Below are 13,595 nucleotides of genomic sequence, written 5' to 3'. Positions count from 1 at the left end.
CACGCGGCCGACAGCCGCCCGCCCGGAATGCGGCTTCAGGAGCCGGCGATGTTGACCATCCAGTTGATGCCGAAGCGGTCCTTCAGGGCGCCGAACTCGTCGCCCCACATCTGCTTCTCCAGCGGCACGCCGACGGTGCCGCCCTCGGTGAGCTTCTCCCAGTAGCCACGCAGCTTGTCACCGTCGTCGCCGCTGAGGCTGACCGTGATGTTGTCGCCGGGGTGATAGGCCATGCCGGGCGGGGTGTCCGAGGCCATCAGGGTGTAGCCGGCGTCGGACTCCAGCATCGCGTGCATGATCTGGTCGGCGTACGGCGCGTCCTTGTCGCCGAACTCGCCGAACGTGCTCATCGTCAGGTTGCCGCCGAGGATGCCCTGGTAGAACTCCATCGCCTCGCGGGCGTTGCCGTTGAAGCTGATGTACGGGTTGAGTCGGGACGCCATTCGAATCCTCCTTGATCGTCATGGTTCGCGTGGATCGCGCCGGTCCAGGCAGCATCCTCGCAGAAGGGTCGGACATGACGAGATGACACGACGGAGTGACCGCCGCCCGTAATCCGTGGTTCAACGCCACAACGGATCACGTTCATCATCGTCCATGAATGTCCGGCGCATGAGATCACTCCATCGCCGTACGTTCGTCCTCGGCGGACTCGCGATCGCGGGGACCGCACTGGCCGGCGGGAGCGCGTTCGCCGCCGCCCCGTACCCGTTCAAGCTCGGTGTGGCCTCCGGCGACCCCGAGTCCGACAGCGTCGTGCTGTGGACCCGCCTGGCCCCGACCCCGCTCAACGCCGACGGCCAGGGCGGCATGGCCAACGCCGACGTCGTCGTCGACTGGCAGGTCTCCACCACCAGCTCGTTCAGCTCGCTGGCCGCCTCCGGCTCGGTCACCGCCCGCTACGCCGACGCGCACTCGGTGCACGTGATCGCGGGCGGGCTGGCCGCCGACGCCGACTACTACTACCGGTTCCGGGCACAGGGCCACCTCTCGCCGGTCGGGCGCACCCGCACCGCCCCGGCGCCGACCGCGTTCGGCCGCGACCTGGTGATGGCGTTCGCGTCCTGCTCGAACTGGCAGGCCGGCTACTTCACCGCGTACCGCCGCCTGGCCGAGGACAACCCCGGCCTGGTGCTTCACCTGGGCGACTACATCTACGAGGGCGGGGCGACGGCCGGGTCGGTGCGCGAGCACGTGGGCGCCGAGATCGTCTCGCTGGCCGATTACCGCCGCCGCTACGCGCTGTACAAGTCCGACCCCGACCTGCAGGCCGCGCACGCGGCAGCGCCCTGGCTGGTGGTGCCCGACGACCACGAGGTCGAGAACAACTACGCCACGAACGTGCGCGCCGACAGCTCCCCCGCGCTGACCGCGGCGCAGTGGACCGCCCGGCGCACCGCCGCGTACCGCGCCTACTACGAGAACATGCCGCTGCGTCCGGCTTCGACGCCCGACGGCAACAGCATCCCCCTGTACCGCCGCATCCGCTGGGGCAGGCTGGCCACCTTCCACATGCTCGACACCCGCCAGTTCCGCGACGACCAGGCCTGCAGCGACGGCTGGAAGGTGTGCGCCGACGCCGACCTGCCCGCCCGCAGCCTGACCGGCGCGGCGCAGGAGGCGTGGCTGCTCGACGGCCTCGCCCAGCACTACGGCACCTGGGATGTCCTGGGCCAGCAGGTCTTCTTCGCCCGCCAGTTCGACGCGGCCGGTGCCGCCAGCATGGACGCGTGGGACGGCTACCGCGGTTCGCGCGCCCGCATCCAGCAGGGCTGGCGCGACCGCGCCGTGCGCAACCCGCTCGTACTCACCGGCGACGTGCACAAGTCCTGGGCCAACGAGCTGAAGGCCGACTATGCCAACCCGAACTCGGCGACCATCGGCACCGAGCTGGTGTGCACGTCGATCAGCTCCGGCGGCGACGGCAGCGCCACCACGACCGTGCCGAACGTGGCCACCAACCCGCACCTGAAGTTCTACGCGGACCGGCGCGGTTACGTGCGCACCACCATCACACCGGCGCAGGTCCGCGCCGACTTCCGCGCGGTCGGCGCGGTCACCGAGCACGGCGCTGCGGTGTCCACGCTGCGCTCGTACGTCATCCAGGACGGCCTGCCCGGCCTGCAGCAGGTCTAGGAGAATCCGCATGAGAGCCCTCACCACCCTGGCCCTGTCCGCGACCGCGGCGCTCGTGGCCGCCACCGTGGCCACCCCGGCGTCCGCCGCGCCCGTGACATCGACCGTGCCCGTCTCCGCCGTGCGGGCCGCAGCCGCGCTGACGCCGACGTCGGTCAGCTGGACCACCGCCAACAGCACCGCCACCGGTGACCAGGACGTCTCGGCCGTGGCCGCGAACCGGTCCGGCCACGTCGCCGTGGTCTGGGAGGACGACCGCGACAGCACCGGCCCCGAGGACGCAGCCCACACCGAGATCTTCCTGCGCCTGTTCCGCGACGGCGTCGCCGTGTACGAGCTGAAGCTCTCCGCGGGCGGCACCGCCGGCACCACCTGGCGGCACCTGTCCCCCGACGTCGGCCTCGACGACAAGGGCAACGCCGTGGTGGTCTGGGCGGACGACCCGGACGGCAACGGCTTCTACAACATCCCCTACCGGGTGGTCTCGCCGACCGGCACGGTGCTGGGCTCCGGCAACGCCAACGCCTCGGCCGCGGGCCAGCAGATCCAGCCCGCGGTCGCGGTCGACCCTGACGGCACGCCGAGCAACCCGAGTGCGGTGGCGTTCACCGTGGTCTGGGAGGACAGCCAGGACCCGAACCCGGCCACGGTCAAGGCCGCCGGGTTCACCAACGTGACCACCAAGGCGTACGAGGTGACCGCGAGCCAGACCACCGGCGCGCACCACCGGCCCGACGTCGCGGTGTCCGCCGCGGGCGACGCGACCATCGTGTGGAACGAGGACGGCGACGGCAACGGCTTCGACAACATCGGCCTGGTCCGGCTGGCCAAGGCCAACGGTGCGGTGGCCCTGTCCCGGCGTACCGCCAACGCCACCGCCGACGGCCAGCAGCGCAACGCGTCCGTGGCGGTCAACATGACCGGCGAGTTCACCGTCGCCTGGGAGTCCGACCACACCGCGGCACCCACGGTCTGGACGCGCTCGTTCACCTCGGCCGGCACGGCACGCCACGCCGACGTCGAGGTGTCCCCGCAGCCGGGTGCCACCGCACCCGCCACCGGCATCGACGACCAGGCCAACGTGGTCGTCGGCTGGACGATCCCGGCGAACGGCCTCGACGTCTGGGCCCGCGGCTTCAACCCCGACGGCACCGCCGCCGGCCGCCTGCCCGCCCAGTTCTACACCGACGTCACCACCGGCCGCCAGGAACAACCCGCCGTGGCGGTCTCCCCCTGGGGCGAGATCGCCCTGACCTTCACCGACGACAACGACGGCAACCAGTTCGACCAGATCCGCCTGGGCCTGGGCGCAGCCAACTCCGACTGGTGACCCCCGCCCCCACCCGGGTGATCATGAACCTATGGCACGGCTCGACGGCGTGTCGGCGGCACAACCTCATGGTCATCCGGGTGGTCGGGCCGGGCGCCGCGCAGCACGAGCACCGCGGGAATCACGGCGAGGACGGCGGCCTGGGTCCAGAACAGGGCGTCGAGGATCAGCTTCGCCGGATCGAGGTGCAGCGGCAGGCGCTCGGGGGCGGCGGCGATCTCCTCGATCTCGTCCAGGGTTTCGGCGTCGGCCCAGCTGTCCAACCACGCCCAGGGATAACCGAGCCCGCGCCGGTAGCCGAACATGCAGCACACGTCCTCGCGTACCACCAGCAGACCCGCCAGCAGACCGGCCACCGCCAGCACCGCCACCGCGGCCCACACGATCGGGCCGGGGCGCAGCCCGGCGAGGCCGAGCCAGGCCAGCACCGCGCCGGCACAGCCCAGCACCATCCCGAAGACCGTGTAATAGCCGGTGCCGACGTTCGTCACCAGGGCGAGCAGGCCGATCGCCGCACTGGCCACACCGGCACACAGGAACACGACCATCCGCAGCCCGGACATCGACATGCCCCGAGTCTGCCACGGACGGCGGGCTGCGCCGTACTCCGACGCCGTCGGCCTTGCCCGCGTGAGCCCGCGAAGATCGTGCGATTTGCCAGGCACGTGTGCGTATCTTGACCGCCTATACGCCCGCTTGCCTGGCAAATCGAGCGGTCAAGGCACCACTGCGGCCCCGTGCCCGTCGGAAGCGGGCGCGGTGGTGGGCGGTAGGGTCCGGCGGTGATCCGCGTCGTCGCCGTCGACCTGGACGGCACCCTGCTCCGCTCGGACGGCACCCTCACCGCCCGCACCGTGGCCGCGCTGCGCCGGGCGACGCGGGCCGGCGCCCGTGTCGTCATCTGCACCGCGCGGCCGCCCCGGGAGATCCACGATATCGCCGGGGCGGCAAGCATCACGGGTGTCGCCGTGTGCTCCAACGGCGCCGCCACGTACGACCTGGCCACCGGCGAGATCACCATCGTCGGTCCGCTGCCGCTCGCGCTGGCCGAGCGGGTCGCCGCCGTGCTCACCTCGGCGCTGGACGGCGTGGGCTTCGCGGTGGAGACCGGATACCGGGCACTGACCGGACCCGGCTTCGATCACGTGAGTTCCCGCAGCGTGATACGCGTGCCCACGGCCTCGCTCGCCGAGCTGTGGACCGGGGCGGAGAGCTGCGTGAAGCTGCTGGCCTGGTCTCCCGCCCCGGTCACCGAGGAGCTGATGGCGCGGCTGCAGGCGCTCGTGCCGGACGTCATGGTCACCTACTCCGGCGGCAGTGGCATGCTGGAGATCAGCGCCGCGACGGTGTCCAAGGCGGACACTCTCGCCCGCCTGTGTGCGGGCTGGGGCGTCGCGGCCGACCAGGTGATCGCGTTCGGGGACATGCCCAACGATGTCCCCGTGCTGCGCTGGGCGGGCACCGGGGTCGCCGTCGCCAACGCCCATCCGCAGGCCCTGGCCGGGGCCGACCGCGTCACCGCGAGCAACGACGACGACGGCGTGGCCGCGGTGCTGGAGGAGCTGTTCCCCACAGGCGGTGTCGTACCCACCCACTAGCGTCGCCCGCGACTCGTCCGTCGGTTGTGGAGCTGATCATGTTTCGGCAGGGTGATGTGCTGGTGGTCCCGATCGCGCGGGAGGAGCTGCCGCCCGATCTGATGCCCGCGCCGCGGGACCGGCGCAACCGGATGGTGCTGGCGCTGGGCGAGGCGACCGGCCACGCGCACGTGGTGACCGGCGAGCGCGTGGCGATGCTGTGCCCGCCCGACGACCCGGGCCGGCTGTTCCTGCTGATCGAGGGCTACGGCCGGCTCGTGCACGAGGAGCACGGCCCGATCGCGCTGGCCGCGGGGGCATACCGGGTGGTCCGCCAGCGTGAGTACTTCCCCGGCGCGATCCGCCCGGTCGCGGACTGAGCACGGCGGGAGCTGGGAGATGACGACGACTCGACAGGCACACAGCACGAGCGGCGAGCAGCCGCTGAACCGGCGCGAGGCGCGGAAGAACGCCGACATGGCGCTGGCCGAGCGGGCCGAGCGCTGGCTGGCGACCGGGCTGAGCACCGACCCGGCCGACCGGGCGGGCGCCGAGGCGGGGGTAGGAATCGCGTACTCCCTGGCGGGGCTGCCCGCGCCACGGCGGATGCTGTGGCTGGGCTCGCCCGCCGCGGGCGCGACGGCGGTGGCGATGCTGCGCACCGGGTCGGCGGGCGATCCGAAGGTGCGCGAGGCGCTGGCCGCGCAGGGCGTCCGGCCGGGCGATCTCCAGCTCGGCCGCAGCGTACGCCCGCAGGTGCGCACCCGCCCCTGGGCGCAGGCTCGCGCCGCGCTCACCACCCGGCTCGGTGGGGTCGGCTTCGCCCGGCACTGGGCCGCCACCGCCCGCCGGCCCTGGCAGCAGCTCGTCGACCAGCTGGCCACGCCGCTGCGCACCCGGCTGACGGAGCAGTTCGGCACGCGGGGCGGCGAGCTCGGCCAGGCGCAGCAGGACGCGCTGCTCGACGTGATCCACGGCCAGCACGACGCGGCCTGGCTGGGCGCGTTCGACAGCCACCCCGACGTCGACGGCCTGGCCCGGGTGGCCTGCAGTGCGGGCTGGTGGTGGGCGTTCGAACAGGTCGCGATCCTCACCGAGCGCCCACGGGCGGTGCACCGCGACAACCTGGGCCGGCTGCACCACGGCGACGGCCCGGCGCTGTCCTACCCGGACGGATTCGGCCTGCACGCGTGGAGCGGCATGCCGATGCCCGCGGAGATCGCCGCCGAACTGCCGACACTGACGGTGGCGCGCATCCGGCGCGAGTCCAACGCCGAGATGCGCCGGGTGATGCTGGAGCACTTCGGGTTCGACCGCTACCTGCGCGAGTCCGGGGCGTCCAAGACGCAGTCCGACGTGTGCGGCACGCTGTGGCGGGTCGAGCTGCCCGGCGACGAGCCACTGGTGATGGTGGAGGTGCTGAACTCCAGCCCCGAGCCCGACGGCAGCTTCCGCACGTACTTCCTGCGGGTGCCGCCGACCGTGCGCACCGCGCGGGAGGGCGTGGCGTGGACGTTCGGCCTCACCCCGGAGGAGTACCTGCCGCAGCAGCAGACGTGAGCATCGCGTGCGGCACGCCCCAGGTCGGCGGCGGTCCGGCGGGGATGCGCTCGGGCACGCCGCCGGCGAAGACCTGGTGCAGGTTGAGGCGTTTGAGGTGCACGTATCCGATGTGGCAGTCGCAGGTGGCCTTGCCGCACGGGCGGGGCCGCAGCGCGGCCCGGTAGCTGCCGTCGTAGAGGTTGCCCAGCGCCTCGGGCAGGAAGTGGCAGCGCCGCACCGTGCCGTCGCCGAGCACCGACAGCGACGTCTCACCGGCGCCGCACTCGTGCCCGGCTGAGGCGTGCGGGCGCACGCTGTAGCCGAACAGCGGGTCGATCGCCGTCCACGCCGCCTCGGCCGCCGCATCGTAGGTGTGCCCGTCGGCGGCGTTGACCCACAGGTACGTCGACTCCGGCAGCTCGGCCCGCATCGCTACCGCCTCGGCATGGTGCTCCGGCAGGCCCACCATGCCGACGGAGTGCCGGACGCCGTGCCCGCGCAGCGTGGCGCAGGCGGCCAGGAAGCGCTCGCGGCTGACCTGGCCTGGATGGTAGGTGGCCCACAGCGCGAGCCGGGCCGGGTCGGCGTCGGCGACCCAGGCCAGCCGCCCGGCCAGGTTGGTCTGGATGGCGACCTTCGCCACGTGCGGCAGGTGCGACAGCCGCACCAGCGCATCGCGATACCAGGACCGGGTCAGCCCTTCGCCCCACGGCGTGAACAGCACCGACAGTGTGTCTCCGGCGGGGTTGGCGGCGATCCAGTCGGCGAACCGGGCCAGCGCGGCCCGGTCGGCGGCCAGCTGCGCCCGGCTGTCGCGGCGTTTCGCGAACGGGCAGTACGGGCAGTCGAAGTTGCAGCTCGCGAGCGGACCGCGGTAGAGCAGCAGCAGGTTCACCGCAGCACCGCCCGCGCCATCGCCGCCCGCACCTGCCCCGACACCAGCCACGGCCCGATCGCGTCGCCGTGCGCCAGCCCTTCGTCGGTCAGCGCCAGCCGGTCGCCGTCACCGGCGGCCCAGCCGCGCGCGGCCAGCTCGGCCAGATGCGGGAAGTCTTCGTCCACGGTGGACCCGAAACGGGCGGTGTAACCGGGCAGGTCGACGCCCTCGGCCCGCAGCAGCGACTTCACCAGCCAGCGCAGCCGCTGCTCGCCCCCATCGAGCGAGAAACCGAACTCGGCGTAGGCGAAGTCCTCCGCGGGCCGGGACAGGTAGTCGTCGATGATGGCCCGCACCTCGCGCACGCTCACCGCGTAGTCGAACGAGTAGTGCAGGTCGGCGGTGTAGGACCGGGCCCCGCAGCCGACGCCGACCATGCCGTCGTCCTGGCAGCAGTAGTCGGCGCCGTCGGGGTCGGGCACGTCGGCACGCCGGAACTGGCGCATCGACAGCTGCCGGTAGCCGGCCTCGCGCAGCAGGTCACGGCCGTGCCGGTACAGATCGAGGCGCTGGCGGTCCCACTGCGCGTCGCGGCCCGGTCCGACGGCGGTCCGGCGCGGTGGGTCCAGCACGTCGCCGCGGCGCCCCAGGCCGGTCAGCGGGCGCACGTACAGCGGGTAGAGGTAGATCTCCTCGGGCGACCAGGCCAGCGCCTCGCGCAGCGAGTAGGTCCAGGTGTCGCGGGTCTGGCCGGGGATGCCGTAGATCAGGTCGACGTTGAGCAGCGGAAACGCCGCTTCACGCAGCGCGGTCAGGGCTTGGTCGACCTCGGTGCGGCGCTGCGGCCGCCCGGCGGCGTGCGCCTCGGTGTCGAGGAAACTCTGCACACCCATGCTGACCCGGTGGGTGCCGTACGCGGCGAGCACCGCCAGCCGGTCCGGCGTCGCCGTCGCGGGCGAGGTCTCCACGGACAGCTGTGCCGTGGCCGGGTTCAGGCCGAGCACGCCGTCAGTGATGGCGAACAGCTCGGTCAGCTCGTCGGCGGTCAGGTGGGTGGGGGTGCCGCCGCCGATCGCGGCCCGGACGTATCGGGCCGGGCCGATCGCCGCCGTGACCTGCTCGGCCTGGATCCGCAGCCGGCGCAGGTACGCGCTGACCTGCTCGGCGGGCGGCTGGGCGCGGGTGAACAGGTTGCAGAAGCCGCACCGCATCTCGCAGAACGGGATGTGCAGGTACAGGAACAGGGCGTCGCGGGGCTGCCCGGCCCACACGTCGCGCAGCGCCGGGCGCGGCCGCAGCGGCCGGTACGCCGTCTTGTGCGGGTACGCGTACAGGTAACCCTGGTAGGGCGAGCCGTCGAGCACCGTCACCATTCCCCCGGCGACAGCGTGAACTCGGCGTACGGCACCGTCCACACCACATCGTGGCCGACCCGGTGCCCCTGGTGGCCGTCCTCGCCGTACGCGGTGCCGTGGTCCGCGCACAGCACCGTGAAACACGGCCGCCGACGCCAGGTGAGCAGCTCGAACAGGCGCGGCAGCAGGGTGTCGACGTAACGCAGCGCGGCCGCGTGGCTGTCCGGGCCGTCCTCGGCCGCGCCGGGCAGGTAGTGCCGGTTGGGCTGGTGCAGGGCCGAGATGTTGAGGAACGTGAACAAGGGCCGGGCCGCGGGCGCGGCGACCACGCTCACTTCGAGTTGGTCGAGCTGGTGGCGCAGGGAGTCCGGTTCGGTCACGCCGAACTCGGGCCGCCAGTGGTCCTCGGCGAACATGTCCGGCAGCACGCTGCCCAGCGGCGAGAGCCGGTTGAAGAAGCCGACGCCGCCCAGGCACAGCGTGTGGTAGCCGACCCGGGCCAGCCCGGTGACCAGGTCCGGCGCGTCGAACACCCAGGTGCCGTCGGCGGTGGTCTCGCTGCCGGGAAACCGGGCCGCGAACAGCCGCTCGTGCCGCCCCGGGGTCACCGGCGTCGGCAGGAACCCCGCGAAGAACGCGTGGTGCGCGGCATAGGTGAAGCTCGCGGGCGTATGCCGAGGCTCCCACCGCCCACCGGGCAGCACCTGGGCCACGTTCGGCGTGCGCCCGGCCGCCGCTTCCTCCGCCGCGACGTCGTACCGCAAGGTGTCGACCGTGACCAGCGCAATGTCGTGCGTCCCCACCAACGACGCCATGTCCACGCTCACGCCGTGCCCTCCCCGCGGTCGGGCTCTGCAGTTTCAGGGAAACTGCACGAACCGCCGCCCTGATTCATGCAGTTTCCCCGCAACTGCAAAGTCGCCTTCGGGTGAACGCCCGGCTCGCAAGCGGGTCGGGTGGGGTCGGTCATGCTGGTGCGCCGGCGCGTTCGCGGGTGAGGAGGGCCGCCACCTCGGCGTCGTACGTGTCGCGGCCGTCGACGTGCAGGCCCGGCAGCAGGTCGCCGAACGCGTTGACCTCGGCGACCGCGTGCGAGCGCCAGCCCGCCGCGAACATCAGGTCGACGCCGGTGTGCAGGCTGCCGGGAAAGCATGCGGCGACGGCGCGGCAGGTCGCCAGGCCTTCGGCGTAGTGCCGACCGGCCGCGGCGCGCAGCGCGCACAGATCCTCGCGTACGCCGCCCAGATGCAGGTTCGTCATCGGCGAGCGGCTGCCGCGCACCACCACGTGCGACGGCTCGCCCGCCACCGTCACCACGCGCAGGTCCACGACGCGACCGTCCAGCCCGGCCTTGGGCAGCCAGCGCTGCACCTGCAGCCCGTCGGGGGCCAGCCGGTCCACGATCGCCGCGACGTCGCGCTCGTCGCGGTAGTGCCGCACCCGCAGCGAGTTGTACAGCCGCCCGCCGGACAGTTCCACGGAAGTGGTGGCCAGGATCCGGCCGCCGCTGCCGAGCTGCAGCGCGATCACCCCGGACGCGGACGAGCCGTGGCACGGCTTGACGAACACCCGCCGCCAGCCCGTCTCGTCCAGCCACGACCGCAGCTGCGCCCAGCTCGCCGGGGATCGGGGCAGCGCCGCGGGCACGGGGATGCCGGCCGCGAGCAGCCGGGCGTGGCAGGCCGCCTTGTCGAACATCACCAGGATCTCGGCCGGATCGGCGAGCAGATGCGCGCCCTGGTCGCGGGCGGCGTCGGCGACCCGGTCCAGGGCGGCGGCGAAGCCGGTGTACCAGGCCCGGCCGCCGACGATCTCGCCCGGCTCGGCCGTCCGGCCGGCGCCGCGCAGCAGCCGGTCCACCTCGGCGTCCTCGCCCGGGGACTCGACGCGCACGACGGTGCCGGGACGCAGCCGCAGCGGGACGCCGGTGAGCACGTCCTGCCAGGACACCACTTCGGGTTCGGCCAGCCCGGCGCGCACCGCGGCGGCGGTGAACAGGGTGACCCGGCGGTGGCCGGGGTTGCCGACGACGGTGAGGTGCATCTACTCGGAGACCGCGATGTAGCGGTCGTTCCGGTGGCGGGCGTCGGCCCCGGAGACGTCCAGCTCCACGCCCGCGGCGCCGAGTTCGGCGGTCAGCCGCTCGATCACCGCCGGGCCGATGAAGTGGTGGTGCAGGTCCAGTTTGCGCAGGTGGGTGAGCGGCTGGCCGGCCAGCAGCGCGGCCGCGCCGTCGTCACCGAGCATGCCGAGCGACAGGTCAAGCGCCTGCAGCCGGGCGACCACCGGCGCACCGGCCAGCGCCACGGCGACCAGGTCGGCGATCTCGGCGTCGCGCAGGGCGAGCGAGGTGAGCGCGGGCAGCCGGGCGCCGGACAGGATCGGCGCCAGGTCTGCCACGTCGGCGTCGCCACCGTAGTTGTCGGTGCCGAGCCACAGCTCCAGATGGGTCAGCGCGGGCAGGTCGCACTCGCCGACGGCGCGCACCACGTCGGCGGGCAGGCCACCGGATTCGATGGTCAGCTCGCGCAGCGACATGTGCCGCACCGGCTTGAGGCTCAGATCCGTGGCCCCGCGCACGGTCAGCACCTCCAGCTGCGGCAGCGCCTCCAGCAGCGGGGTGATGTCGGTGTGCTGGATCCAGGAGATCTCACACTCCTCGTACGTGATCTCGCCCAGGAACAGCGCGCGCAGGCGGGGGAACCGCGGCAGTGCGGCGACGATCCGCCCGATCGGCGGGGCGCTGTCATAGGCGCCGCCCCAGTTGCCGATGACCAGCGCGCCGACCTGGTCGGCCCAGTCCTCCGCGGCCAGTGCCTCCAGTCGCACCAGGAACTCGCCGGTGTCGTCGTAGTCCGGGTCCTCCAAACGCCAGGCGGTGCCTGCGCGGGAGGCTTTGCCCAGGTCGGCGGGATATTCCGCAACGGGTCGGCCGGCGAACGTCGTGATGTGGGAGCCGATCGTCATGCGCTGCCTCCGCCGGGCCGCATCGGGTCTGGGACGAGGGACAGTAACACCCGCCGCCGACGCTCCCGCCAGGTGCGGGGCAGCCATTCATTGCATTAGATAGTTAAGTTTACTAAACTCCATCCGCACCACTCGGAGCGAGCCGCTTCCTCGTCCGAAACCGCACCCGACCGGACCGTCACGTGCCCCCGGCCGCCGCCTGCCCCCAGGCCGCGCCGGGGAGGGGCGCACCCGCCTGCCCGGTCAGTCGATGTGCCGTGGCGAAACGACGCCCCGGCACCGGACACCGAAGGGATCCCCATGTCCGACACCCCCAAGGCCCGCCGCGGCCGCTGGGCCGCCGCCGGGCTCGCCCTGGCCTCCGCGGCCGTCGGCGCCGCCGTCGCGCTGGCCCCGGCCACGACGGCCCAGGCGGTCGTGCTGCCCAACGGCTTCAAGAGCGTGGGCTACATGCCCTCGTGGGCCGGCAACGTCAACACCGTGCAGTACGGCAAGCTGACGCACATCAACTACGCGTTCATCCTGCCGAACTCCAACGGCAGCCTGCAGGGCCTGGACAATCCGTCCAAGCTGTCCTCGCTGGTGTCGCTGGCCCACGCCGCCAACACCAAGGTCTCCATCGCCGTCGGCGGCTGGAACGACGGCAACGACCAGGCCTTCGAGGACCTGGCCGCCAACGCCACCGCCCGCACGGCGTTCGTCAACAACCTGGTGAACCTCGTCAACCAGTACGGCCTCGACGGCGTCGACATCGACTGGGAATACCCGGACACCACTGCCGAGAGCAACAACTTCACGGCGTTGATGAACCAGCTCAGCACCGCCATGCACACCCGCGGCAAGCTGCTCACCGCCGCCGTGGTGTCCGAGGGCGGCACCGCGAACTTCGTGCAGCCGGCGGTCTTCAGCGCCGTCGACTGGCTGAACATCATGGCGTACGACGGCGGCAGCCCGCACGCCAACTACAACTGGTCGATCAACGCGGTCAACTCGTGGAAGAGCCGCGGCCTGCCCGCGAGCAAGGCCGTGCTGGGCGTGCCGTTCTACAGCCGCCCGACGTACTACACGTACAGCCAGCTCGTCGCGATGGACCCGGCCAACGCCAACCGCGACTGCACCACGGTCAGCGGCGTCCAGCAGTGCTACAACGGCCTGCCCACCATCCGCAGCAAGACCGCGTGGGCCAAGGCCAACGCCGGCGGCATCATGAACTGGGAGCTGTCCCAGGACACCACCGGCTCGACCTCGCTGGTCAGCGCGATCTACGAGGTCGCCATCGGCGGCACCACGCCGCCGTCGTCGCCGCCCCCGGGCGGCCGCACCGGCCGCATCGTCGGCCAGGCGTCGGGCAAGTGCGTCGACGTCGCCGCCGCCAGCACCGCCAACGGCGCCGCCATCCAGCTCTACACCTGCAACGGCACCAACGCGCAGACCTGGACCATCGGCACCGACGGCACCGTCCGCGCCCTGGGCAAGTGCATGGATGTCACCAGCGCCTCCACCGCCAACGGCGCCCTGATCCAGCTCTGGGACTGCAACGGCTCCGGCGCCCAGGTCTGGCAACCCCAGTCCAACGGCAACCTCCGCAACCCGGCGTCCGCCAAGTGCCTCGACGCCAAGGACCTGGGCACCGCCGACGGCACCCGCCTCCAGATCTGGACCTGCGCCGCCTCCGGCAACCAGATCTGGACCCTCCCCTAGCCGGTCGATCATGAACTTATGGCACGGTTCACCGGCGTGTCCCCGCCATAACTTCATGATCGACCACTGAATACGCAGCGGGCCCGCATCGGACAGGTGCGGGCCCGTCG

Annotated in this window: 13 protein-coding genes; 6 read left to right on the top strand and 7 right to left on the bottom strand. The window is 72.5% G+C overall.

The genetic code is table 11. The features are described from left to right. Positions 1-35: 35 nt before the first annotated feature. Complete coding sequence (locus FLL47_RS04975; RefSeq protein ID WP_144119216.1) at positions 36-443, bottom strand: VOC family protein; 408 nt, start codon at positions 441-443, stop codon at positions 36-38. Between the two features lie 169 nt (positions 444-612). Here FLL47_RS04975 and FLL47_RS04970 point away from each other — a divergent pair, with 169 nt between their 5' ends. Together FLL47_RS04970 and FLL47_RS04965 are read left to right on the top strand one after the other, a co-directional pair. Beyond that, the gene (locus FLL47_RS04970; RefSeq protein WP_144119215.1) at positions 613-2,136 is read left to right on the top strand and encodes an alkaline phosphatase D family protein; all 1,524 of its coding nucleotides are present in this window, start codon (positions 613-615) and stop codon (positions 2,134-2,136) included. 10 nt (positions 2,137-2,146) lie between these two features. Continuing rightward, positions 2,147-3,466 carry a hypothetical protein gene (locus FLL47_RS04965; RefSeq protein WP_246157538.1) on the top strand — a complete coding sequence of 440 codons (1,320 nt, stop codon included), beginning with the start codon at positions 2,147-2,149 and terminating at the stop codon, positions 3,464-3,466. Positions 3,467-3,495: 29 nt separating this feature from the next. Here FLL47_RS04965 and FLL47_RS04960 read toward each other — a convergent pair whose 3' ends face one another. Then, complete coding sequence (locus FLL47_RS04960) at positions 3,496-4,035, bottom strand: hypothetical protein (protein WP_144119214.1); 540 nt, start codon at positions 4,033-4,035, stop codon at positions 3,496-3,498. A 213-nt stretch (positions 4,036-4,248) separates the two neighbouring features. On the opposite strand from FLL47_RS04960, the gene FLL47_RS04955 reads away from it, so the two are divergent. Genes FLL47_RS04955 through FLL47_RS04945 form a run of 3 tightly spaced genes read left to right on the top strand, consistent with a single transcriptional unit; the run spans position 4,249 to position 6,603 of the window. Continuing rightward, positions 4,249-5,064 carry an HAD family hydrolase gene (locus tag FLL47_RS04955; protein ID WP_222105960.1) on the top strand — a complete coding sequence of 272 codons (816 nt, stop codon included), beginning with the start codon at positions 4,249-4,251 and terminating at the stop codon, positions 5,062-5,064. Between the two features lie 38 nt (positions 5,065-5,102). After that, positions 5,103-5,423: a hypothetical protein gene (locus FLL47_RS04950; RefSeq protein WP_144119213.1), complete on the top strand. Its 321-nt coding sequence runs from the start codon at positions 5,103-5,105 to the stop codon at positions 5,421-5,423. 19 nt (positions 5,424-5,442) lie between these two features. Next, on the top strand, positions 5,443-6,603 hold the full coding sequence (locus FLL47_RS04945) for a DUF6745 domain-containing protein (protein WP_246157536.1): 1,161 nt from the start codon (positions 5,443-5,445) through the stop codon (positions 6,601-6,603). Here FLL47_RS04945 and FLL47_RS04940 read toward each other — a convergent pair. From FLL47_RS04940 to FLL47_RS04920, 5 genes are all read right to left on the bottom strand, one after another. Then, positions 6,566-7,480, bottom strand: coding sequence for an STM4011 family radical SAM protein (locus FLL47_RS04940; RefSeq protein ID WP_144119212.1), 915 nt, complete (start codon positions 7,478-7,480; stop codon positions 6,566-6,568). The genes FLL47_RS04945 and FLL47_RS04940 overlap by 38 nt on opposite strands. After that, positions 7,477-8,832: an STM4012 family radical SAM protein gene (locus FLL47_RS04935; protein WP_425457656.1), complete on the bottom strand. Its 1,356-nt coding sequence runs from the start codon at positions 8,830-8,832 to the stop codon at positions 7,477-7,479. The genes FLL47_RS04940 and FLL47_RS04935 overlap by 4 nt, the downstream gene beginning before the upstream one ends. After that, positions 8,829-9,644: an STM4013/SEN3800 family hydrolase gene (locus FLL47_RS04930; protein WP_246157535.1), complete on the bottom strand. Its 816-nt coding sequence runs from the start codon at positions 9,642-9,644 to the stop codon at positions 8,829-8,831. Before FLL47_RS04930 ends, FLL47_RS04935 begins: the two co-directional genes overlap by 4 nt. Before the next feature lie 139 nt (positions 9,645-9,783). Then, positions 9,784-10,860, bottom strand: a complete 1,077-nt coding sequence (locus FLL47_RS04925; RefSeq protein ID WP_144119211.1) for an STM4014 family protein — start codon at positions 10,858-10,860, stop codon at positions 9,784-9,786. Further along, positions 10,861-11,784: an STM4015 family protein gene (locus FLL47_RS04920; RefSeq protein ID WP_144119210.1), complete on the bottom strand. Its 924-nt coding sequence runs from the start codon at positions 11,782-11,784 to the stop codon at positions 10,861-10,863. It abuts the gene before it with no gap. A 300-nt stretch (positions 11,785-12,084) separates the two neighbouring features. On the opposite strand from FLL47_RS04920, the gene FLL47_RS04915 reads away from it, so the two are divergent. Continuing rightward, positions 12,085-13,485, top strand: coding sequence for a glycosyl hydrolase family 18 protein (locus FLL47_RS04915; RefSeq protein ID WP_144119209.1), 1,401 nt, complete (start codon positions 12,085-12,087; stop codon positions 13,483-13,485). Positions 13,486-13,595: the final 110 nt, after the last annotated feature.

It is taken from the genome of Catellatospora sichuanensis, from assembly GCF_007483665.1.
Classification (GTDB): Bacteria; Actinomycetota; Actinomycetes; order Mycobacteriales; family Micromonosporaceae; genus Catellatospora; species Catellatospora sichuanensis.
This window is presented reverse-complemented; position numbering and strand designations above follow the sequence as displayed.